This window comes from Rhizobium leguminosarum (genome assembly GCF_010668065.1).
GTDB lineage: Bacteria > Pseudomonadota > Alphaproteobacteria > Rhizobiales > Rhizobiaceae > Rhizobium > Rhizobium leguminosarum_S.
Window position 1 is genome coordinate 386,253 of sequence record NZ_WUEN01000001.1, and the last position, 21,409, is coordinate 407,661.

Annotated in this window: 19 protein-coding genes and 1 riboswitch; of the genes, 3 read left to right on the forward strand and 16 right to left on the reverse strand. The window is 62.8% G+C overall.

What is annotated here, in order from left to right; all coding sequences use genetic code 11:
* Window positions 1–18 precede the first annotated feature (18 nt).
* The 16 genes from GR198_RS01795 to GR198_RS01870 form a co-directional block, all read right to left on the reverse strand.
* Window positions 19–1,665: an ABC transporter substrate-binding protein gene (locus tag GR198_RS01795; protein ID WP_029874898.1), complete on the reverse strand. Its 1,647-nt coding sequence runs from the start codon at window positions 1,663–1,665 to the stop codon at window positions 19–21.
* 43 nt (window positions 1,666–1,708) lie between these two features.
* Window positions 1,709–2,731: a glycoside hydrolase family 3 N-terminal domain-containing protein gene (locus tag GR198_RS01800; RefSeq protein WP_164067082.1), complete on the reverse strand. Its 1,023-nt coding sequence runs from the start codon at window positions 2,729–2,731 to the stop codon at window positions 1,709–1,711.
* A 24-nt stretch (window positions 2,732–2,755) separates the two neighbouring features.
* Window positions 2,756–3,235: a GNAT family N-acetyltransferase gene (locus tag GR198_RS01805; RefSeq protein ID WP_164067084.1), complete on the reverse strand. Its 480-nt coding sequence runs from the start codon at window positions 3,233–3,235 to the stop codon at window positions 2,756–2,758.
* Window positions 3,236–3,454: 219 nt separating this feature from the next.
* On the reverse strand, window positions 3,455–4,264 hold the full coding sequence (gene thiD / locus GR198_RS01810) for a bifunctional hydroxymethylpyrimidine kinase/phosphomethylpyrimidine kinase (protein WP_164067087.1): 810 nt from the start codon (window positions 4,262–4,264) through the stop codon (window positions 3,455–3,457).
* Window positions 4,261–4,896 (reverse strand): thiamine phosphate synthase, encoded by a 636-nt coding sequence (gene thiE, locus GR198_RS01815; RefSeq protein WP_164067090.1) that lies wholly within the window; start codon window positions 4,894–4,896, stop codon window positions 4,261–4,263. The genes thiD and thiE overlap by 4 nt, the downstream gene beginning before the upstream one ends.
* Window positions 4,893–5,696 carry a hydroxyethylthiazole kinase gene (gene thiM / locus GR198_RS01820; RefSeq protein ID WP_011655179.1) on the reverse strand — a complete coding sequence of 268 codons (804 nt, stop codon included), beginning with the start codon at window positions 5,694–5,696 and terminating at the stop codon, window positions 4,893–4,895. The genes thiE and thiM overlap by 4 nt, the downstream gene beginning before the upstream one ends.
* Before the next feature lie 50 nt (window positions 5,697–5,746).
* A riboswitch (TPP riboswitch) is annotated at window positions 5,747–5,843 on the reverse strand.
* 91 nt (window positions 5,844–5,934) lie between these two features.
* A complete protein-coding gene (locus tag GR198_RS01825; protein WP_164067093.1) occupies window positions 5,935–7,263 on the reverse strand; it encodes a hypothetical protein in 1,329 nt (442 codons plus the stop codon).
* Between the two features lie 9 nt (window positions 7,264–7,272).
* Entirely contained in the window at window positions 7,273–8,949 is a 1,677-nt protein-coding gene (locus GR198_RS01830) for a S8 family peptidase (protein WP_164067096.1), read from the reverse strand.
* A 135-nt stretch (window positions 8,950–9,084) separates the two neighbouring features.
* Window positions 9,085–10,773 carry an ABC transporter ATP-binding protein gene (locus tag GR198_RS01835; RefSeq protein WP_164067099.1) on the reverse strand — a complete coding sequence of 563 codons (1,689 nt, stop codon included), beginning with the start codon at window positions 10,771–10,773 and terminating at the stop codon, window positions 9,085–9,087.
* Window positions 10,770–11,714 carry an acetamidase/formamidase family protein gene (locus GR198_RS01840; RefSeq protein ID WP_164067101.1) on the reverse strand — a complete coding sequence of 315 codons (945 nt, stop codon included), beginning with the start codon at window positions 11,712–11,714 and terminating at the stop codon, window positions 10,770–10,772. The genes GR198_RS01835 and GR198_RS01840 overlap by 4 nt, the downstream gene beginning before the upstream one ends.
* A 67-nt stretch (window positions 11,715–11,781) precedes the next feature.
* A complete protein-coding gene (locus GR198_RS01845; protein WP_029874888.1) occupies window positions 11,782–13,401 on the reverse strand; it encodes an ABC transporter substrate-binding protein in 1,620 nt (539 codons plus the stop codon).
* Window positions 13,402–13,426: 25 nt separating this feature from the next.
* Window positions 13,427–14,347 (reverse strand): ABC transporter permease, encoded by a 921-nt coding sequence (locus GR198_RS01850; RefSeq protein WP_164067104.1) that lies wholly within the window; start codon window positions 14,345–14,347, stop codon window positions 13,427–13,429.
* Window positions 14,347–15,195 (reverse strand): ABC transporter permease, encoded by an 849-nt coding sequence (locus tag GR198_RS01855; RefSeq protein WP_164024789.1) that lies wholly within the window; start codon window positions 15,193–15,195, stop codon window positions 14,347–14,349. Before GR198_RS01855 ends, GR198_RS01850 begins: the two co-directional genes overlap by 1 nt.
* Entirely contained in the window at window positions 15,195–15,776 is a 582-nt protein-coding gene (locus GR198_RS01860; RefSeq protein ID WP_164067107.1) for an ANTAR domain-containing response regulator, read from the reverse strand. Before GR198_RS01860 ends, GR198_RS01855 begins: the two co-directional genes overlap by 1 nt.
* Entirely contained in the window at window positions 15,773–16,906 is a 1,134-nt protein-coding gene (locus GR198_RS01865; RefSeq protein ID WP_164067110.1) for a transporter substrate-binding protein, read from the reverse strand. Before GR198_RS01865 ends, GR198_RS01860 begins: the two co-directional genes overlap by 4 nt.
* A gap of 223 nt (window positions 16,907–17,129) precedes the next feature.
* The gene (locus GR198_RS01870; protein WP_164067113.1) at window positions 17,130–17,714 is read right to left on the reverse strand and encodes a DUF1349 domain-containing protein; all 585 of its coding nucleotides are present in this window, start codon (window positions 17,712–17,714) and stop codon (window positions 17,130–17,132) included.
* A 227-nt stretch (window positions 17,715–17,941) separates the two neighbouring features.
* Between GR198_RS01870 and GR198_RS01875 the strand changes: the two genes are divergently transcribed.
* From GR198_RS01875 to GR198_RS01885, 3 genes are all read left to right on the forward strand, one after another.
* Window positions 17,942–19,468, forward strand: a complete 1,527-nt coding sequence (locus GR198_RS01875; protein WP_164067116.1) for an ABC transporter substrate-binding protein — start codon at window positions 17,942–17,944, stop codon at window positions 19,466–19,468.
* Window positions 19,469–19,548: 80 nt separating this feature from the next.
* Window positions 19,549–20,490, forward strand: coding sequence for an ABC transporter permease (locus GR198_RS01880; protein WP_003547937.1), 942 nt, complete (start codon window positions 19,549–19,551; stop codon window positions 20,488–20,490).
* On the forward strand, window positions 20,490–21,359 hold the full coding sequence (locus GR198_RS01885; RefSeq protein WP_164047113.1) for an ABC transporter permease: 870 nt from the start codon (window positions 20,490–20,492) through the stop codon (window positions 21,357–21,359). Before GR198_RS01880 ends, GR198_RS01885 begins: the two co-directional genes overlap by 1 nt.
* The last annotated feature ends 50 nt before the right edge of the window (window positions 21,360–21,409 follow it).

Genomic DNA, 21,409 nt, shown 5'->3' on the forward strand with positions numbered 1-21,409 from the left:
TCCCGAGGATTGCGATGCTTACTTGACCGGCTCGAGAGCCAGGAGGTTCAGTAGGCGTGCCGGGTTGGTTCGCGAGATCGACGGATTGACGAAGGGGTTTTCCTTGGTCGACCAGCCGGTGAAGCGCTTGGTGTTGTACTGATACCAGTTCGGATTGTTGAACACCGGAATCACCGGCATGTTTTCAGCGACGATGCGCTGCGCCTTGTTCATCGCGTCCTTCTGCTTGCCAAGGTCTGCGGTATGGGTGAACTCGGTGACGAGCTTTTCGACCTCCGGGTTGAACCAGCGCTGCGCGGTGAAGCGGGTCTTGCCCTTGTCCGAAGCGCTGAAGGCACGCTTGTAGGGGTAATAGGGCGAAGCCGATGCCGGCAGGCTGTTGATCGCCGCATCGAAGGTGCCGTTGATGAGGTTGCCGGTCCAGACGGCTTCCTCCGGCGTTTCGATCTTGGCATCGATGCCGACCGCCTGCATGCCTTCGACGGCGAGGTTGACGGTATCGATCCAGTCCGTCCAGGCGCTGGGGACGATGATCGAGAAGGAGATCTTGGTGCCGTCGGGATTGTCGCGGAAGCCGTCGCCGTCCTTATCCTTGTAGCCCGCCTCGTCGAGCAGGGCCTTGGCGGCATCGGCATCATAGGTTGCGAACTTGCCGAAGTCGGCCTTGACGGACGGGTCCGACCAGCTCTTGTAAAGCTCGCCCATCAGGCCGGGGTCTTCGTTCAGCGTCGGATAGCCGTAGCCGGCGACGTCGATCATCGTCTTGCGGTCGAGCGCCATCGAGACGGCACGGCGGAACTTGAGGTCGTTGAAGGCCTTCTTGTTGTTCTCGTTCGCCGTTTCCAGGTTGAACAGGAATGCGACCATGCTGCTTGGCGAATACCAGTAGTGGAAATGCGCCGGATCCTTGGAAACATAGACATTGTCGATATCGGGAATGAAGGAGACGCCCCAGTCGAGCGTGCCGTCGGCCGTTGCGGTCAGCATCTGGTTGTTGTCGGCAAGCTGCGGGAAGCGCATGCAATCGACCTTCAGGTGCTCGTTGTCCCAGTAGTTCGGGTTGCGGCACTGGTCGTAGGTCTGGCCGGTGAAGCGCGGCACTTCCGTCAGCGGGCCGCTGCCAACAGGGGTTTCGTTGGCGAACGTCACGGGATCGGCGACGTCCTTCCAGACATGTTCCGGGACGATCGGCAATTGCGAGATCTGCTCGGCGGCGAGTGAGCTCGGATTGGCGAGCGTGAAGCGCACCGTTTGGCCGTCGACCGCCTTGATATCGGTGATGAAGGTCCAGATGCTGACGAAATCGAGCGCCGGGAACTTCTTCAGGTAATCATAGGTGAACTTGACGTCGGCTGCGGTCAGTGGCTTACCATCAGACCACTTCAGGTTCGGGCGCAGCTTGAAATCGATGCTCTTCAGGTCGTCGGAGAGTTTGAAGCTTTCGGCCAGGCGATAGACCGGCTTATTGCTGTCGAAGCGGTTGAAGACGACCAGCGGCTCGTAGATGAAGTCGAGTGTCGATTGGCGCGACGAGGTCTGGTTGAACGGGTTGAAGTTGCGAACCCAGGTCGTCGCCGGTTCGATATTCACGGTGAGGACCGTCTGCGCCATGGCGGAACCCGAAAGCAGTGTTAGTGCGGCGGCGGCAAGAAGACATTTTTTCATGTTTTATTCCCCTTTTCTTATGCGGTGAGAGATGAGGTGCCGGTCAGGAGACCAGCGCGCTTGCAAACATGTCTTCGACTTCAGCATGGGCGGCGCGGACATCGATCTTGAGATTGCCGAGGCGGGCCTTGCCGGCAGCGATCCGCTGCAGGGCGCCTTCCGTCAGCGGGCGGGCGGCCTTGGCGGCGGCTTCGCTTTCCGGGATGTCGCCGTGGCTGTGGAGCGCGATATCGAAGCCTGCGTCCAGCACCTGTTTGACGCGTTCCGGCAGGGTGCCGGAGAGCGACTCCATGAAGATGCAGTCGGAAATCAGCACGCCGTCATAACCCATGTCCTTGCGGATCACGTCGTGCATAACAGGCGAGACGGACGCCGGCAGCTCGGCGTCATAGGCCGAATAGACGACATGGGCGACCATCGCCCAGGGCGTATCCTTCAGCGCCACGAAGGGCTTGAAGTCGGTCGCGGTGAGCGTCTCGCGGCTGGCGTCGACGACCGGACGCTCCTTGTGGGAATCGAGCGTTGCGCGGCCATGGCCTGGAATATGCTTGATAACAGGCATGTTGCCGGTCTCGAGCAGGCCATCGACGACCTCGCGGCCGAGGGCAGCGATGAAATCGGGATCAGGGCCGAAAGAGCGGGCGCCGATGACCGCACTCGTCGTCTCGAAGACGAGGTCGAGAACGGGCGAGCATCCGCTGGAAAGGCCGAGTTCCGTCATCATCGCGCCCATGGCCTGGGAGGAAAGGCGCAGTGCTTTTTTGCCGAGATCGAAATCGCGGCGTGCAAGTTCGGCGAACTGGCCAAAACTGCGGAAGAGCGGCCAGGGGCCGGCATCGAGATGCTGAACGCGACCGCCTTCCTGGTCGGTGAAGACAGGCGCGTCGTCGCGGCCGACGGCTTCGCGGAAGCGCTCGATCAGGCGCCTCGTCTGCTCCGGTTCGCGCTGATTGCGCCGGCCGACGAAAAGGCCGAGCGGATTGGTTTCGCGAAAGAGGGCGAATTCATCATCCGAAATAATCGGCGTGGGAAGACCGACGAAGAGGGCGAGCGGGGTCGAGGACAATTCTGTAACTCCGGGATCAGATGGTCATTTCGGCGCGCTTCTCAGCATGCCTTCGTAGATGCCCTTGTCGGGGGCGGGGATGATGGTTGCGCCTGCGGTCCTGGCGTAGAAATCGACCGGGCCGGCATCGCCGATGAAGGCATAGGCGTGGCCGAGCGTTTTCATGGTCTGAAGGCAGGCAGAAAAGAGGGCGAGCCCGATGCCCTTGCCGCGTGCGTCGGGGTCGACGCCGGTCGGGCCGAAGAAGCCGCGCGCCGTCGTGTCATAGCAGGCAAAGCCCAGGAGCTTGCCGCTTTCGACGGCGACCAGGCAGGCAACGGGCTGGCGGGAGAAGGCGACCGCGACTTCGCTCGCCCAGTTCTCGCTGAACCGTTCGCGAACCCAGCTGACGACGAGATGCAGTTCCGGGGGGAGGGCCGGACGGATGGAGACGCCGACATCGCCGGCTTTGCGTTTCAGGTCGGCGAGCTCAGTGGAATATAGGCTCACAAGCAGGTCTGGCACCTGTCACTCCTCCAGTTATTCCTTTATTGCGGAATATATCCCCTTTTAGTGTCATAGACTTGGCCATCTGGCCGGGCTTGTCAACAAGGTTTTTCAAACGGCCAAAGGCACGACCCGCCGCTGTCCCCAGGGTTTCAACGCAAAGTAGGTGCCGAACCCAAAAACGGCCCGGGAAGGCCGGGCCGTTTTCGATTGGCGGAATATTGGTGGAGCGAGCGCCTATTCGCCGTCTTTCCAGAGCGCATGAAAGTGCTGCACCGGGCCGTGGCCGGAGCCGACGGTGAGGCGTCCGGCAGCCGCGACCGCGCCGGCGAGGTAATCCTTGGCGATGGCGACGGCCTCCCGCGCCGAGGCGCCCTTGGCGAGCTCGGCCGCCAGCGCGCTGGAGAGCGTGCAGCCGGTGCCGTGGGTGTTCTTGGTCGGCACGCGCACGGCTTCGAACCAGTGCAGGCCGGCGGCCGTGGCAAGCACGTCAGGGCTCTCGTCGCTGTTGAGATGGCCGCCCTTGACCAGCACCGCGGCTGGACCAAGCGCGAGCAGGCGCTCGGCCTGCGCCGCCATGTCAGCGCGGTTTGTCGCGACCGGCTGGTGCAGCAGGGCGGCGGCTTCGGGCAGGTTCGGGGTCAGCAGTGTCGCAAGCGGCAGCAGCCGGCGGGTCAGCACGTCGACCGCTTCGGGCGCGAGCAGGGCGGCTCCGCCCTTGGCGATCATGACAGGGTCGATAACGATCGGAATGTCGCGGTGGTCAGTCAGCGCACCGGCAACGGCGTCGGCGATGCCGGCGTTGGCGATCATGCCGATCTTGACGGCGTCGATGCGGACATCGGCAAAGACGGCATTGATCTGGTCGGCGACGAATTGCGGCGGCACCAGGTGCACGCCGCTGACACCTTGCGTGTTCTGCGCCGTCAGCGCGGTCAGCACCGCCATGCCGTAGACGCCGCGGGCGGAAAAGGCCTTGAGATCGGCCTGGATGCCGGCGCCGCCGGAGGGATCGGAGCCGGCGATCGAGAGAACATTGCGGATCATGCGCGGACCTTTCGGATTTCTGCAGCGATGCGGCGCGTGGCGGCTTCCGGATCGGGCGTGCCGCAGATGGCGGAGACGACGGCAAGCCCACTGGCGCCTGCGGCAAACACCTGGGCGACATGATCCGCCTTGAGCCCACCGATCGCGACCGATGGCACCGGCGAGGCCTTTACCAGCCTTGCAAGTCCGTCAAAGCCGATCGGCTGCTTGTGATCGGCCTTGGTCGGTGTCGCAAACACCGGCCCGACGCCGGTGTAATCGACGAGACCAGGATCGACCGCGTTAGCAAGCGCCTCGCTCTCGACCGAAAGGCCGAGGATCAGCTCGGGGCCGATCATCGTTCGCGCTCTCATCGCATCCATGTCTTCCTGGCCGATATGCAGGCCGTTGGCGCCGATGGCGATTGCCGCCTCGACGTCATCGTTGACGATGAGGAGGGCGCCGGTCCCATCCAGCGCCTGTTTCAAGGCGCGGCCGGTCTCGATCATCCTGATGGTGCCGGCATGTTTGTCACGCAACTGCACCATGGTCGCGCCGCCGGCAACGGCAAGGCGCGCGGTTTCGACCATTCCGATCCCGGCGCAGAGATCGGGGTCGAGGACGAGATAGAGCGAAAGGTCGAAAGCCTTCATGCAGCTGATATCCTTGCCCTGGCGTCAAGCGTTTCGGCGTCGAGCGCGGCCAGCGCATCGAGAAAACGCCAGGAGAAGGAGCCAGGCCCGGCCGCCCCAAGGGCCGCTTCCTCGCCGGCGATGGCGAAGGTTGAAAGTGCAGCGACCGTCGCGCCGAAGATATCCTCTGGCGCCGTCGCGGCAAAGGCGCCGACGAGGCAGGTGAGCGAGCAGCCGAGCGCGGTGACTTGCGGCATCAAGGCCGATCCGCCTTCGATGCGCACCGCCCGCTCGCCGTCGGTGACGAAATCCACGGCACCGGTGACGGCAACTACCGCCCGCTGCCGCTCAGCCAGCCATCGCGCCGAACCTTCCGCCTGTTCGACCGGATCGCGGCTGTCGACGCCCTGGCCACGGCTTTCTCCGCCGGCAAGCGCGATGATCTCGGAGGCGTTGCCGCGGATGATCGTGGGCTTGAGGGCGAGCAGCTCGGCGACCGCATTGCGGCGGAACGCCGTCGCATAATGGGCGACCGGATCGAGTACCCACGGTTTGCCGGCGGATGTCGCCGCCTTCGCGGCCGCCTGCATGCCGTCGATCCATTGCGTCGACAGCGTGCCAATATTGATTGTCAGCGCGCTGGCGATCGCGGCGAATTCGCCGGCTTCTTCCGCCGCATGCACCATGGCGGGCGAGGCGCCAGCGGCGAGCAGGACATTTGCGGCGATATTCATGGCGACGTAATTGGTGATGCACTGAACGAGCGGCGGCTTCTCGCGCATCGCCTTCAACATCGCTCCTGGTGTGGTCCTGGTCTGCATATGGCCCCTTTCAGGCGGGGGCGGGCACGGGGCGGTTCGTGCGGGCGATGCCGCGACCCCGAGCGACTCCCTCCGCCGGCATTATCCGGTTCAGGTTCGAAGGGTGCTTCTCAGCCCATCTGTCGACGGGCGCCCCTGTCTCTCATCGCGCTCTTTTTCGCAGAGAACGGGACTGATGTCATCCTGAAAATGACAATTCCATGACTGACAGCGCCGCGCGTTTTTTACGAAAAGGCGGTCAGCCGACGATCTTTGCCAACAGCCGTCCGACATCCTCGTTGGCGACATTGTTATGGGCGTCCGACGCCGCTGTCTTGATGATGTACTTGTCCGCCAGGAAGGTGTTGACCTTGCCGGCCTGCGGCGCGAAGACGGCATCCGTATCGTCCTCGACAGCCTGTCCCGCCTTCAGGTGCTGCGGACCGTTCGCCCCCATCGCCCCGAACTCGTCGTTGGCATCGCCGATGCTCTTGGCGATATCGCGCGACAGGCGCGACGCCAGCGCATAGGCGAGCGTGCAGGCGAGATCGTTGTGGGTGTGGGTGATGCAGATCGGGCCGGTCGGTTTGCCAACGACATCGGGAAAGGCGCCGGCAAGGCCCGGCTTGATCTCTTTGGCGAAGCCATTGTGCGAGAAGGCGCCCTGCAGCAGGGTGAGCGAGAAGAATTCCAGCTTCGGGACCGGGGCGAGCCCGTTTGCCGCCGCCGCGACCAGCCGGGCGCCGAAGCTGTGGCCGACGAGATGCAGGCGGATCGGCTGCTGCAACACGAGCTTCGACAGCACGCTTTTCGTCAACGCCTCGCCGACGATGCCGGCGCGCTTCTTCATTTCGTAATAGGTCAGCTGGTTCAGGAACCGCGCCACCGCCGCTCTCGGGCCGGAGATCAGGCCCGAGACGACGTCGCCGAGCCCTTGAGCCTTGCCGACGGAGCTTTCGAGGTTAAATGTCGGCGCCGCGATGAGAGCTTCCATCAGTATTTTGGCGCTGGTGGCATCGTCCGTGGCGAGCGCAATCGGCGCTGAATCCGCGTTGAGTTCGGAATCCGTTCCCGGAGAACCGAGTGCTTCGTTGCCGTTCTTGACGAGGAAAAACGACGTCGTTTCGTCGAGCGTCTTCGCTGCCGCCTGCGCCTTTTTGGCTGTTGCGGCGCCATCCGGCCCGAAGAGATCCTTGAAATCCTTCAGTACGTTTTTGAAGGCCTTGTCATCGAGATCCTCAGGGCCCGCCACCGTTCCATCTGCCGCCAGGGTTCCACCGCCGCCCGGCGTCACCAGTGTCTGTTCGTCGAAATCGGTGCGATAGGCCTTGGCGGGCCAGACGACGCCGGCGACGACGGTGTGGCTCGCCTTTTCAGGCGCAAGCTTCTTACGGGCGTTCGCCCATAGCGTTCCGTAGAGCTTGCGGGCATCGTCCTTGGTATTCTTCCAACCATGCGACATGACCACCAGATCGGTCGTTCCGGGCTGGTTGAGCAACGCCGCGAGACTTGTCGTCGTCGCGGGATCGATCGTGCCATTCTTGTCGAATTCGAGCCATAGGAATGGCGAGGGTCCAAGTGTGTCCATATGTCCTCCTTACACAGCCTGTAGCGTTCGCATCAGATCGAGCAGGCCGGCGCCCTGAAACTCCGGCCGCCGCTTGAGATCGGTCGCGGCGCCGATGAAGATCTCTTTGACGCGTTCCGGCTGACCGAGAAATTCTCGCCGAACCGAGAGGAAGGCGGCGATCGCGCCGGAGACATGCGGCGTCGCCATGCTCGTTCCGGTATCCTCCCGGAACGGCGCTTCGCCTGACTTGGCACCGTTGTAGAGCGCGCATGAGATGATGCGCTCGCCGGGTGCGACGAGATCGGGCTTCATCCGCCCATCCGCGGTCGGTCCCTTGGAGGAAAAATAGGAGACGCCGTAGGTATGCGGCATGTCGCGATGCGTCGAGCCGACAGTGATGGCGAGCGCTGCGTTGCCGGGATCCATGATCGTGCCGCTATGGGCCGCGCGCTCCGGCGCGCCTGAGAATTGCGTCACCGTACCGTAGCCGGCATTGCCGGCCGCGACCACGACGCAGACGCCCGAACGCACCAGCCTGTCGACCTCGACGCAGAGCGGGCTTTGCCCTGCCGCGAACCAGACCGGATCGAACGGATAGCCAAGGCTGAGATTGATACCGTGGATCTTGATGTTGCGCCCGTAGTCGTTCGAGCGCTGGACATAGCCGATCGCAGCCAGCAGATTGCTGAGCTTGCCTTGCTTCTCATTGGCCAGCACTTTCAGGCTCAACAGCTTGCAGTGCGGTGCCATGCCGGTGATGACGCCGTCATGAGTATCCTTGACGGTTGATTTGGTCCCGTCCTCGTTGCGCACCTCCGCTTTCACGCAGATCTTCTTGACCGCGTCTGTCTTCGGTTCGTCCAGCACCGATGTGCGGCCGGCGATGATGCCGGCAACATGGGTTCCATGGCCCGCATTGTCGATCAGCGCCGCAGCCGACGCCACGGCCGGGTCCGGATTGTCGGCCGTGAAATCCCGATGAAAGAGGCCGTCCGGCAGATCGAGCGTTCTCAGTGTTTTGAAATGCGGATGTGTCCCGTCAATGCCGGTATCGGCCACTGCCCAGACAATGCCTTTTCCGCTGGCTGCGAAGGATGCATGCGCCGCATCGCATTTGATTGTCCTGACGGATTCATAGACGCAGCGTTTGATCTGGTGATCGCACCAGATCTTGTAGACGAGTGGTGTCTTCTTATTCTTGCTGCCGCTTTTGGTTTCACCCTTATTCTCGTCGTCATCCTTTTTGGGCATTGTCCAGCTCGAAAGCCGGTCAATGGCTTCCCGGGTCAGGGTCGCGAAGGCGTAGCTGTCGGTCCAGAGGGATTTGGCGGCAATCCTGCTGCCATTCGAAAAGATCTGGGAGAGGTCGAGTTTGCTGTCCTCCGAGACCGCAGGCATGCCGAGCGGCGGCGACATGCCGAAACGCCACAGGTTGTTGCTCTCGTCAGTCGCCCCAATCCTGTTGAGGTACAACAGGAATGCTTCGAACAAGAGTTGCCGCGCCGCTGTGCCGCCGCCCGGAAAGTCGCGGTTGAATTCGATGATGACATCGAAGTGCTTCGCCTTGCCAATCCCCTTGGGGGGATCCGTCTTGCCCTTCATGAACGACGAGAGATCGCCCCCGATCCGCGTCTTGACGAGGTTTTCTTGAATGTTGCCCTCGGATTTTCTCCGAGGCCGTGCTGGCTGCGGCCCTCTCGCCATGCGGTTCTCCTCCCTCTTTGGAAAGAATAACAGCGACAACCATAGGTGCAATATATTTCTGAAATGCAGCTCTATATTTACTAAATATCCGAATGACTTTAAGATCGCCGATCTACACTCGCTCTCGCAATGCGCTTATGCATGAACCCCTTTCACGCGATAGACCTCCGGATCGGGGATCGGAACCGCGGCGATCAGCGCGCGGGTGTAGTCATTCCTCGGGTTCTCGAAGATGTCCCGCCGTGTGCCGGTTTCGATGATGCGGCCGGCGCGCATGACGGCGACGTTGTGCGACATGCGCTCGACCACTGCCATGTCGTGGGAGATGAAGAGATAGGCGAGCCCCATCGTCTCCTGCAGTTCGAGCAGCAGGTCGAGCACCCGGGCGCGTACAGAGACGTCAAGCGCTGCGACGCTCTCGTCGGCGACGATCAGCTTGGGCTCCAGTGCCAGCGCCCGTGCGATGCAGATGCGCTGGCGCTGGCCGCCTGAAAATTCGTGCGGATAGCGCGTCGCCGCATCAGGCGTCAGGCCGACCCGGCGCAGCAGTTCGGCGACGCGGTCCTGCCGTTCGCTGTGGTTGCCGATGCCGTGGATGAGCATCGGTTCGCCGATCGCCTTGCCGACGGCCATGCGCGGGTCGAGCGAGGCATAGGGATCCTGGAAGATCATCTGCGCCGAGCGGCGCACGGGCCGCATCTCACGCTGGCTGAGGCCGGCGATATTGCGGCCGTCGATCAGGACATTGCCCTTGAAGGGGATGAGACCGAGCACGGCCTTGCCCGTCGTCGATTTGCCGGAGCCGCTTTCGCCGACGAGGCCGAGCGTTTCACCCGGCAGGATATCGAAGGAAACGCCATCGACGGCTGCAACTGGCGGCTTGCCCTTGAAAAACCGGCTTGCGGCATTGCCATAGGTGACGGTGAGGTCGCGCACGTTCAGGACCGGCGTGCGGTCCGGATGCAGCGTCTCGACGGCGCGCTGGGTGATGCGCGGCGGGCGGTCGGTGCCTGCAAGTGCGCCGAGCCGCGGGACGGCGTCGAGCAATTGCTGCGTATAGGCCTCCTTCGGCCGCTGGAAGATGGCGAGCGCCGTTCCCTGCTCGACGATCCTGCCATTTTGCATGATGACGACGCGATCGGCCATTTCGGCGACGACGCCCATGTCGTGGGTGATCAGGATGATCGAGGCGCCGAATTCGCACTTGAGGTCCCGCATCAGCCTGAGGATCTGCGCCTGCACGGTGACGTCGAGTGCGGTCGTCGGCTCGTCGGCGATCAGCACCTTCGGCCGGCAGGAGAGCGCCATGGCGATCATCACCCGCTGGCGCATGCCGCCGGAAAGCTCGTGCGGATATTGCTTCAGCCGCCGGGCCGGCTCGGTGATCTGCACGGCATCGAGCATCTTCAGCGCCACCGCCTCGGCATTGTCGCTGCCCTGGTGCGCGCGGATTGCCTCGGTCAACTGGTTGCCGACCGACATGACCGGGTTGAGCGAAGTCATCGGCTCCTGGAACACCATGGCGATATCGCCACCGCGCACGCTGCGCATCGCCCGATCGGAAAGTTTGAGCAGGTCGCGCTCGCCAAGCAGCACGCTGCCGGAGGCGACCCGTAGCGAGGCTTTCGGCAAGAGCCCCATGATCGACAGCGAGGTGACCGACTTGCCGGAGCCGGATTCGCCGGCGATGCAGAGCGTTTCGCCGCTTGCAAGCTCGAAGCTGACATCCTGGAGCACCGGCTTGCGGCCTTCGGGTGTGCGGGCATCGACGCTCAGATTGCGAAGGCTGAGCACCGGTGCTGCGGCGGGCATGGCTTCGTTCACGCGAACACGATCCTCGGGAAGTAGAAGGAAACCACCCAGTTCGGCTGGTCGACGATCTCGCTGATCCGGAGATCGCCGCAGACCGAGCAGAGCAGGTAGGCATCGACGGCGCTCATGCCGTGTTCGGCGCCGAGAAGATCGATCATGCGCATGACGCTTTCGCGCGCCCCGGTCATCAGGTCAGGGCCGATGCCGGTCGTCACCTCGTAGCCGGCGCCGTCGAGATGGCGGGTCACCGGTTCGGTTGTGGTGAAGCGCGGCGTCTGCAGCTTGGCGTCCTTGACGAGCTCGATCGTCGCTTCGACGTTCATCTGGCTTTCGATCGCCGTGCCGCAGACTTCGCCATCGCCCTGGGCGGCATGGGTATCCCCGATCGAAAACAGTGCGCCGTCGACCTCGACGGGCAGGTAGAGCGTCACGCCCGCCGTCAGGTCGCGGATGTCCATGTTGCCGCCGACGCGACGTGGGGGCACGACGGAATGGGTGCCGGGCTCGGCAGGTGCGACGCCGATCGTGCCGGCGAAGGGCTTCAGCGGCACGCGACCGCCCGGACCGTAAAGGGCGGGCACCATGCTGTTGGCGTCATAAGACCAGACGTGCAGGGCCGGATCCTTGAACTGGTCGGCAAGCAGGCCGAAGCCCGGAATATTGGCCGTCCAGCCGACGCCGGACGGAATGAACTTGCGTAGCGTCACCTTCAGCGCATCGCCGGGCTTAGCGCCTTCGATATAGACTGGGCCGGAGACCGGGTTGATCTTGCCGAAATCGAGCGCGTTCAGCGTTTCCAGCGTTGCGTCGTCTCCGAGCTGGCCACCTGACGAATCCATGCATTCGAAGTGGATCGTCTCGCCGGGCTTGGCAACAACGGCGGGGGCGAAATCCTTGTTCCAGCCGAAATTATGCTGGGCGCGGTGGATGGTGTGGGTGCAGGCGATGCACATGGCATATCTCCCTCGATTTTATGATGCCTTCCCGGCGTGGACCGGGAAGGCTTTGTTTCTTCAGGGCCTATTGCTTGACGTAGATCGCGTCGTAATTGATGACGCGGGTCGGATCGATGTAGATGTTGTCAGCACCGCCCATGCGCATCGACTTGGCGACGACGCGGCGTTCGTTGATGACAGGGATCCACGGCGCATCGGCCATGATGTCGGTGAAGATCTTGCCCCAGGCGGCGGTGCGCTCGGCGGCCTTTGCCGGATCGGACATGGAGTCGGCGGCAACGGCGCGCTTGTCGAGATCGGCATTGCAATACCATGACCAGTTCCAGCCGCCCGGAACCGCGCCGGCGCAACCGAGGATCGGGCCGTAGAAGTTCGAGGGGTCCGGGAAGTCGGCGATCCAGGCCATGCCGCCCGACCAGATCATCGGCGCTTCGCCTTCCGTGCCACCGGCCGAGATGACGTTTGCCTGGGCGAGCGCGCGGACTTCGGCCTTGACGCCAACGGCGGCCAGATCCTGCTGGATCGCCTGGGCGATACGCGGCTGCGGGTCGGTGTTCGTCGAGTAGAGCACGGTCTCGAAACCGTCGGGATAACCGGCTTCGGCAAGCAGCGCCTTGGCTTTCGCCACGTCATAGGCATAGCCGGCGAAGGACTTGTCGTAGCCCGGCATCAGCGGCGGCAGCGGCTGGTTGGCAGGCGTTGCGCGGCCGTTGAGGATGCGGGTGATGCGGTCCTTGTTGATCGCCATGTTCAGCGCCTGGCGAACCTTGACGTTGTCGAAGGGTTTCACTTTGGTGTTCAGCGTGATGTAGCCGGTGTGCAGCTGTTCGCCGTCGACGATCATCTGCGCGCCGTCGGCCGAATTCTTGATTTCGAGGAACTTCGCCGGCGGAATGCCGTCGCCGGCAATGTCGACCTCGCCCTTCTGCAGGCGCAAGAGCGCCACCAGCGGCTCCTGGCCGACCTCGACCTTGAAGCTGTCGATATAGGGAACGCCCTTGACGAAATAATCCTTGTTGCGCTCGAAAACGAGCTGCTGGCCGATCGTCCAATCCTTCAGGATGAAGGTGCCGGAGCCGACCGGCTTCTTGCCGAAATCGCCGGCGGCCGCCTCGACGGCTTCCTTCGGCACGACCGAGGCGAAGTTGATGGCGAGCACGTGCAGGAAGGTGGCATCTGGACGCGAGAGGTTGAAGATGACGGTGCTGTCATCCGGCGTCTCGATGCCGGAGAGCGTTGTCGTCTTGCCGCCGGTTTCATCCTCGAAGCCCTTGATGGCGCCGAAGAAACCGGCGCCAGGCCCCTGAGTCTTCGGGTCAACGGCGCGTTCGATCGAATATTTCACGTCGGAGGCGACAACTTCGCGGCCGTTTGAGAACTTCACGCCCTTGTGCAGCTTGAAGGTATAGGTCAGGCCGTCGGGTGAGACGGTGAAGCTTTCGGCAAGCGAGGGCACCGGATTCGGCGTACCGGGCGCATAATCCATCAGGCGGGAGTAGAGGCTCTTGATCATCGACCAGTTGACCCAGTCGTAGCCGATCGCGGGGTCGAGTGTGGTGATGTCGTCCTTGTAGGTGACGACGATATCGCCGCCCTGCTTGGGCGTTTCCTGCGCCATGACGGATAATGGGGCGAGCGCCACCATCGTTGCCATGGTCGTCTGTTGCAGCCAGCGTTTGAACATCTTGGTTCCCCTTCTTTGGTTGCTGTCAGCGTGTGCGGATGCGCGGATCGATGACCGGCGCGACGAGGTCGGCAAGCAGGTTGCCGATGATGATGGCGAGCGCCGAGGTCAGGGTGACGCCCATGATGATCGGAATGTCGACCTGCTGGATCGCCTGCCAGGCGAGCTGGCCGATGCCGGGCCAGCCATAGACCGCTTCGACCACGACCACGCCGCCCATGAACTGGCCGATATCGATACCGATCATCGCGATGATCGGCAGCACGGCATTGGGCAGGGCATGGCGCAGGATGACGCGTTTCGAGGAAAGACCCTTGGCGCGCGCCGTGCGGACATAATCCTGGTTCAGCACGTCGATCATCGACGAGCGCACCATGCGGGCGTACCAGCCGGCGCCGCAGATGCCGAGTGTTACGGCCGGTAGGACGAGATGCGGGAAGCTGCCGTAGCCGCTCATCGGAAACCAGCCGAGCGTTGCCGCCAGCAGGTAGAGCAGCAGCAGGGCGACGAGGAACTGCGGCGCGGAGGTGCCGACGAAGGAGACCATCATCACCAGCCGGTCGACGAAGCCGCCGCGGCGCACGGCGGCGATGGTGCCGAGCGTCAGGCCGAGCACCACCTCGACGAAGATGCCGGCAAGCATCAGCGTCAGCGTCGCCGGCAGTCGGGCGGCGATCAGCGTCCAGACATCGGTCTTCTGCGCATAGGAGCGGCCGAGATTGCCATGCAGCAGATTGCCGAGATAGGTGCCGAACTGGACCAGCAGCGGCTGGTCGAGGCCGAGCTCATGGCGGATGTTGGCGACCGTCTGGGCGGTGGCGCTGCGGCCGGCGATCATGCGGGCCGGGTCGGCGGGAAGGGCGTAGAGCAGCAGGAAGGTGATGGCCGCGACCCCGAGCAGGATCAGAGCCGCCTGCGCCAGCCTGCGAAGCATGATTGACGCCATCAGCCCCTCCCGCGCTGGGTCGGGTCGAGAATGTCGCGCAGTGCGTCGCCCACCAGATTGAAGGAAAGCGCCGTCAGAAGGATGATCGCGCCCGGGATGAAGACCAGCCAGGGGGCGGCCTGGAAATAGCTTTGGCTCTCGAAGATGATGTTGCCCCAGGAGGGCTGCGGCGGCTGGACGCCGACACCGAGGAAGGAAAGTGTGGCCTCGAGCAGCACGGTGGTGGCAATGCCGAGCGTACCCCAGACGATTGCCGTCGGCATGAGGTGCGGCAGGATATGCATGAAGAGCACGCGCATATGGCCGGCGCCGAGCGAGCGTTCGGCCATGATGAAATCGCGCTCCACCAGGCCGCGAGTCTCGGTATAGACGATGCGGGCGACCTGCACCCAGTTGACCAGCGCGATCACCATGGCGACGATCCAGAGGCTCGGCTTCAGCAATGCGGCCAGCACGATGGCGAGCAGCAGCGCCGGAAAGGCCATCATCAGATCGGTGAAGCGCATCAGGATGTTGCCGGGCAATCCGCGGAGATAACCGGCAACGATGCCGACGAAGAGGCCGATCGCCACCGCGATGCCATTGGCGACAAGGCCGATGATCAGCGAAGTGCGGGCGCCAAAGAGCAGGCGCGAGAAGAGGTCGCGGCCGAGCGTGTCGGTGCCCAGCAGATAGGCACCGCCCGGCGGCAGCGGCGCACCTTCGAGCGAAAGGCCGTCAAACATCTGCTCGTCGGGGCTGAACGGCGCGATCCACGGCGCTGCGATGGCGAGACCGATGACGAGGGTGACGACGATCAGGCCGAAAAGGGCCGTCGGCTGGCGGATTATCTGTTTCAAGACATGCATCAGCCGGCCTCCGGCAGAGGTTCTGCTCCTGCCAGAATGAAGGCTGATATTTGCTCCATCGGCAGGCGGCGGCGCATGGCGCAATTGCGCAGGATTGCGTAAGCGCTCTCCTCGTCGATGCCGTGTGCAGCCTGAAGCTTTTCGACGGCGGCGTGAACGAGCGGCCGCAGCCGGACGCGCTCTTCGAGATATTGCAGCTTTTCCGCAGTCGCTTTGCGCTCCTGATGAATGGAGACGGCCATGACAAGCGCCGGATAGACGGCCGATGTGGCTATCGGCTTGGCGATGATTGCGCCGGCCCCCTGTCCGAGCGCCCAGGCGATGCGGCCGGGCGCCTCCGAACCAAGCAAGGCGACAACGGGGCAGGCAGGCGTTTCGCCGTTCCAGGGCAGCAGATCGTCCCAGCCCTGATCGGCATCGACGATGACGAGATCAGGGAGTGCCGCGGCCGAAAGCGGCGCCCATTGCAGCGTTGCGTGGATGCCGAGCAGGCGAAGCTGACGAATCAGCCTTTCGGTGTTGCCGTCCTCGCGATGCAGGACCATCGCCTGCCAGCCGGTGAAATTGGGCGTCTCTCTCATGACACCACCCTCAGCCGTGGAAAGGCCTGTCGGTTGCGGCCGGTCAGATAGGGGTCGGCGGCGAGCGGCGGCCGCGAGGCGACGACATCGAAGCCGTTGTCGGCGTTGATCCGGCCGAGATGGAAGGGCAGGGCGGCATGATTGGTCTCGCGGTCGATCGAAAGCGCGCCAAACAGGGTCGGCCAGGATCTATTGTAGAGCTCGCGCCGGACGGCGTCGGGCTCGTCACCGCCGGCAGCGACGATCGCGTCGACGCAGAGCCGGACGGCCGTATAGGCGCTGGCAAAGACGCTGGAGACACGCCGCTCGGCGCCGTGACGCTCGGTGACACGGGCCTTGAAGGCGGCATTTTCGGCGGTCGCGATACTATCGAAATAGGAAGCGGCGCAAAGCTGGCCGGCGGCGGCACCGGCGGCGATATCGTCGAGTTCGCATTCCATCAGGTCGCAGCTGACCACCGGGCAGTTTTCCGCGCGGAAGGCCGGGTCGCGATCACCGAGTGCCTTGATCGCCTCCAGGAAGGCATAGCTCGAGGGGCCGATCAGATTGTTGAGGATGAAGCTCGGGCGGCGCTGCGCGATCTCGGCGACGATGCGTTCGACGGCGGTTTCCTCAAGCGGAAGATAGCGTTCGCCAAGTACTTCGCCGCCGGCATTGGTAATCAGTTCGCGGGCGAGCCGGTTCATCTCCCAGCCCCAGACATAGTTGGCGCCGACGAGATAGGGCCTTGCGCCGTAGCGCGGGATCAGGTGCTCGAACAGCGGCAGCAGATGCTGGTTGGGGCAGCCGCCGACATAGATGACGTTCTCGTTTGCCTCGAAACCTTCATAGGGGCACATGTACCAGAGCAGGCCGTCATGTTTCTCGACGAGCGGAATGACTTCCTTGCGCGCCGCAGACGTGATCGTGCCGACGATATGGCGGCAGCCGGCCCGCAGAAGATGGCGCGCGCCGTCGAGATAGGCGGCAAGATCGGCATGCGGATCGAAGAAGACGGGCTCGATCGCCAGCCCTTCGACGCCGGCATATTCGGCCATCGCGAAATCGGCGCCGTCGCGCGCGTCGCGGCCCATCGAGCCGTAGGGGCCGGTGGTCGAAAAGAGGATGCCGATTTTCAGCGCGTCGTTCATGAAGTGACCACATCAAAAACCCCACGACGCGGATCCCATCGAGCGATGAGGCGTCATGGGGCGAAACTGCCCGGGGACTATCGAAGTCATGTAATGTGGAAGGCTCTTTGCCTAATCCGCAGGCCTGAGTAAAATACAGGCAGCTTGTCTTTGTCAAGTGTGCTGCGCTGCACTCGCAGTCATTTGATCTTGTTCTTCCGGTAGAGCCACAAAGGACGCTCTTCTAGCTCAAATCATGCAGATCCTTTGCAGTCGCCGGCCCAATCGAGAATTCGGAGAAGCGGACTGTCAATCCGCTACGCTCCGGCGTGCAGGCCGTGGGTCCGACCTCATAGTGGTCAGCAGCCGGGAAGGGGGCGAGCCGCAGCAGCGGCCAGAAACTGCCATCGCGCGAAGCCTGGATGCGCATGGCTCCGTTGGCGACGGTGACACGGATACGGAAATCTTCCAATTCCCTGAAGGGCTGCGCCACGGACCAGTCGGACTTACCATCTGTGACGACAGTACTGAGGAAGGCTTCGCCGTCGGTGAACTCGACGCCTGTTTTCACCCAGCGTCTCTCGTCGATGCGCACCATCAGGCCGGCCTGGTCGTAGAGTGTGCGGAATTCGCCATGGACGCGGATCTGCGCGGTGAAGCGGTCGGTGGTGGGAAAGGCGAGGAAATGGCCGCTGTGGCGGGTGAAGCCGTAATGGGTCTCCCGCCAGAAATCGGTTTTCTCATCGGTGGTCAGGTTAAGGCCGGCTTCGTTCGCGTGCCAGTGTGCCGGCTCGTTCAGCCATTTGCCGTCGTTGAAATCGATGCTCATCCTGTTCTCCTGTTCCGTTGAAGCTGACCGCAGGGCAATTGACTCACCTTGGCATAATGCGCGGCCGTGGTGCAGGCGGGCGCAGCCGAAGATTGTGTGTTTTCGCGGCGTCCCGGTAGCCGCCCCCAAGCATAATCCGTCGCTCACGCTTGACAGGATCGATCCATCTCTTATTCTGTTACAAAAAGATGAATTACATAATTGTGGAACTAAACGGGAGTCCTCACATGAAAACACTGGTCGCATTCCTTCTCGGCACCGCGCTCGTCGCCCTGCCTTCGACGCTGCTTGCCCAGGAAAAGGGCGGCGTCATTAATGTCGCGACGATCGGCGAGCCGCCGACGCTCGATCCGATGTCGTCGACGGCCGATCTGGTCGGTATCGTCACACAGCACATTTTCGAAACGCTCTACACCTTCGACAAGAGCTGGAACGTGACGCCGCTTCTGGCCGAAAGCCTGCCTGAGATCAGTGCCGACGGCAAAACCTATACGATCAAGCTCAGGACCGGCATCAAGTTCCACGACAATAGCGATATGACCTCGGAAGATGTCGTCGCTTCGCTTGGCCGCTGGATGAAGATCGCCTCGCGCGGCAAGCAGGTGGCCGGCTTTATCGATAAGGTCACCGCCGTCGATCCGGCGACCGTCACGATCACGCTGAAGCAGCCCTATGCGCCGCTGACCTCGCTGCTCGCCTTCAACAATTCGGCTGCGATCATCATCCCGTCCGAAAAACAGGACGAGCCGATGAAAGACTTCATCGGCACCGGTCCCTATATGCTGAAGGAGCGCAAGGCCGACCAATACATCCAGCTCGTCCGCTTCGATGGCTACAAGTCGCGCGAAGGCGACAGCAATGGTTATGGCGGCGCCCGCCACCAGTATCTCGACGAAATCCGCTTCGTGCCGGTGCCGGATCCGAACACTCGCGTCGAGGCCGCCGTTTCCGGCCAGTACGACTACGTCGACTCGATCCCGGTTGAATCCTACGACAAGCTGAAGGCCTCCACCGCCTCGCAGCCGATCATCCTGAAGCCCTTCGGTTATCCCGTCTTCGTCTTCAACACGAAGGAAGGTATTGCTGGGAATGTCGAGGTTCGCAAGGCGATCCGCCAGGCGCTCAGCATGGAAGACATGCTGGCGGCGGCTTTCGGCAGCAAGGATTTCTACGCGCTCGACGGCGCCATCTATCCCAAGACCTTTGCCTGGTCGACAGATGCTGGCGTCGAGGGCGCCTATAACGTCGCCGATCCGGAAGGGGCGGCGGCTGCCGCCAAGAAGGCCGGCTACAACGGCGAACCGATCCGCATCCTGACCAGCCGCCAGTATGAGTTCCACTACAAGATGGCGCAGGTCGCCGCCGAATATCTGAAGCTTGCCGGCTTCACCGTCGATATGCAGGTTGTGGACTGGGCGACGCTGACGCAGCGCCGCACCGATCCGAAGCTCTGGGATATCTACATCACCCATAGCCCCTTCCTGCCGGAGCCTGCCCTGATCGGCTCGCTCTCGACCAGCTCGCCGGGCTGGTGGGATACGCCGGCCCGCAAGGCCGCCGTCGATGCCTTCACCTCGGAAGTCGATCCGAAGAAGCGCGTGGCGCTCTGGGCCGATGTCCAGAAGGCGATCTATGTCGACGCCCCGTTCATGAAGATCGGCGACTTCAACGCCGTTTCGGCAGAATCGACCAAGCTTGAGGGCGTCGATCCGGCTCCGTGGCCGTATTTCTGGAATGCTTCGATCAAGAAGTAAGCATCGCCACCGATACCGGCCCGCCGTGGCCGGTATCGGTCTTCTTTTTTGCAGCATCTGCAAAGGTTTGCCAGGCATTCATGATACGCTACATCCTCCAGCGCCTGTTCGGCATGATCGTCGTGATGTTTCTCGTCGTCACTATCGTCTTCGTCATCGTGCGCGTGACGCCGGGAGATCCGGCCGCTGTGATGCTCGGGCCGGATGCGACGCCGCAGGATATTGCCGACCTCAGGGCCCGGCTCGGCCTCGATCAGTCGCTCGGCCTGCAATATGTCTACTATATCGGCCAGATGCTGAGAGGTGATCTCGGCCAGTCGATCTTCCTCAACATGCCTGTCACCTCGGCCTTGCTCGACCGGGCGGAGCCGACCTTCTTCCTGACTTTGTTTTCGCTCGCCATTGCCAGCATCATCGCCTTGCCGATCGGCATTTATGCCGCTTATCGGCGCGGTTCCTTCATCGACCAGGCGGCAACGACGCTTGCGATGTTCGCCGCCAGCATTCCAAGCTTCTGGCTCGGCCTGATCCTGATGCAGTTCTTCGCCGTCAGGCTGAACCTCTTCCCGGTCTCGGGTTATGGCGGTCCGGGCTCGACCTTCTTCGAGCGCATGTATCATCTGACCCTGCCTGCCTTTGCGCTCGGCATCGTCTCCTCGGCGCTGATCCTGCGTTTCACCCGCGCTTCGATGCTCGATGTGCTTGGCGACGATTATATCCGCACGGCCCGCGCCAAGGGGCTGATCGAGCGCCGCGTCATTCTCAAGCACGCACTGAAGAATGCGCTGATCCCGATCCTGACGGTGATCGGCCTGACGGCAGCGGTGCTGATTTCGGGCGCTGTCGTCACCGAGACCGTCTTCGGCCTGCCGGGTGTCGGCAATCTCGTCGTCTCGGCGGTTCTGCGCCGCGACTATCCCGTCATCCAGGGGGCTCTGCTCGTCATCGCCGCCCTCTACGTGCTGATCAATTTTGCGATCGACATGCTCTATCTGCTGATCGATCCGAGGGTGCGCTACTGATGGCCGATATCGCAATCACGCCCGTCGAAGGTGAGGGCAGCAAATTCGTCAAGCGCCTGCTGAAGCGCAAGACCGTCGCCTTGGGTCTGCTGATCCTGACGATCTTCGTGCTTCTGGCAGTCTTCGCGCCTGTTGTCGCGCCCTATTCGCCGTCGAAGCTTTCCATCGTCAATCGGCTGAAGCCGCCGAGCGGCACCTTTTTCTTTGGCACCGATGAGTTCGGCCGCGACGTCTTCTCACGCACCATCTTCGCCGGCCGCCTGTCGCTGCTCGTCGGTGTTGCGGTCGTGACCTTGTCGGCCGTAATCGGCGTGACGCTCGGCCTGCTTGCCGGCTTCTTCCAGAAGCTCGATACGCCGATCGCCCGGCTGATCGATGCGATGATGGCATTCCCCGATATTTTGCTGGCGATCGCGCTCGTCGCCGCTCTCGGCCCGTCGTTGACGACGGTGATCATCGCGCTGTCGATCGTCTATGCGCCGCGCCTTGCCCGCATCGTCCGCGCTTCGACGCTGGTCATTCGTGAACTCCCCTATGTCGAGGCGGCGAGGGCGCTCGGCATCTCGACCTTCCATATCATGACGCGGCATGTGCTGCGCAATCTGCTGTCGCCGATCCTCGTGCAGGCGACGTTCCTCTTTGCCAGCGCGATGCTTGCCGAAGCCGGCCTGTCTTTCCTCGGCCTTGGCGTCAGCCCGGAAATCCCGACCTGGGGAACGATGATCGCCGCCGGCCGGCAGTATATCGGCCAGGCCGACTGGATGACGCTGTTTCCGGGTGTCGCCATCATCCTCTCCGTGCTGTCGCTGCAGATGGTCGGCGATGGCCTCAGGGACATGCTCGATCCGAGACTGCGCAAGGATCTTTAATCCGCCGACCAAGGGTCGGCCCAATCGAAACTCGCCAAATCGAAAATTGC

Bases quoted from the DNA above. Each gene is read 5' to 3' on its own strand.
- GR198_RS01865 (WP_164067110.1), bottom strand. From the start codon at position 16,906: ATGAACGACGCGCTGAAAATCGGCATCCTCTTTTCGACCACCGGCCCC.
- thiM (WP_011655179.1), bottom strand. From the start codon at position 5,696: ATGCAGACCAGGACCACACCAGGAGCGATGTTGAAGGCGATGCGCGAG.
- GR198_RS01880 (WP_003547937.1), top strand. From the start codon at position 19,549: ATGATACGCTACATCCTCCAGCGCCTGTTCGGCATGATCGTCGTGATG.
- thiD (WP_164067087.1), bottom strand. From the start codon at position 4,264: ATGATCCGCAATGTTCTCTCGATCGCCGGCTCCGATCCCTCCGGCGGC.
- GR198_RS01845 (WP_029874888.1), bottom strand. From the start codon at position 13,401: ATGTTCAAACGCTGGCTGCAACAGACGACCATGGCAACGATGGTGGCG.
- GR198_RS01885 (WP_164047113.1), top strand. From the start codon at position 20,490: ATGGCCGATATCGCAATCACGCCCGTCGAAGGTGAGGGCAGCAAATTC.
- GR198_RS01875 (WP_164067116.1), top strand. From the start codon at position 17,942: ATGAAAACACTGGTCGCATTCCTTCTCGGCACCGCGCTCGTCGCCCTG.
- GR198_RS01855 (WP_164024789.1), bottom strand. From the start codon at position 15,195: ATGCATGTCTTGAAACAGATAATCCGCCAGCCGACGGCCCTTTTCGGC.
- GR198_RS01795 (WP_029874898.1), bottom strand. From the start codon at position 1,665: ATGAAAAAATGTCTTCTTGCCGCCGCCGCACTAACACTGCTTTCGGGT.
- GR198_RS01860 (WP_164067107.1), bottom strand. From the start codon at position 15,776: ATGAGAGAGACGCCCAATTTCACCGGCTGGCAGGCGATGGTCCTGCAT.
- thiE (WP_164067090.1), bottom strand. From the start codon at position 4,896: ATGAAGGCTTTCGACCTTTCGCTCTATCTCGTCCTCGACCCCGATCTC.
- GR198_RS01870 (WP_164067113.1), bottom strand. From the start codon at position 17,714: ATGAGCATCGATTTCAACGACGGCAAATGGCTGAACGAGCCGGCACAC.
- GR198_RS01840 (WP_164067101.1), bottom strand. From the start codon at position 11,714: ATGTGCATCGCCTGCACCCACACCATCCACCGCGCCCAGCATAATTTC.
- GR198_RS01850 (WP_164067104.1), bottom strand. From the start codon at position 14,347: ATGGCGTCAATCATGCTTCGCAGGCTGGCGCAGGCGGCTCTGATCCTG.
- GR198_RS01830 (WP_164067096.1), bottom strand. From the start codon at position 8,949: ATGGCGAGAGGGCCGCAGCCAGCACGGCCTCGGAGAAAATCCGAGGGC.
- GR198_RS01825 (WP_164067093.1), bottom strand. From the start codon at position 7,263: ATGGACACACTTGGACCCTCGCCATTCCTATGGCTCGAATTCGACAAG.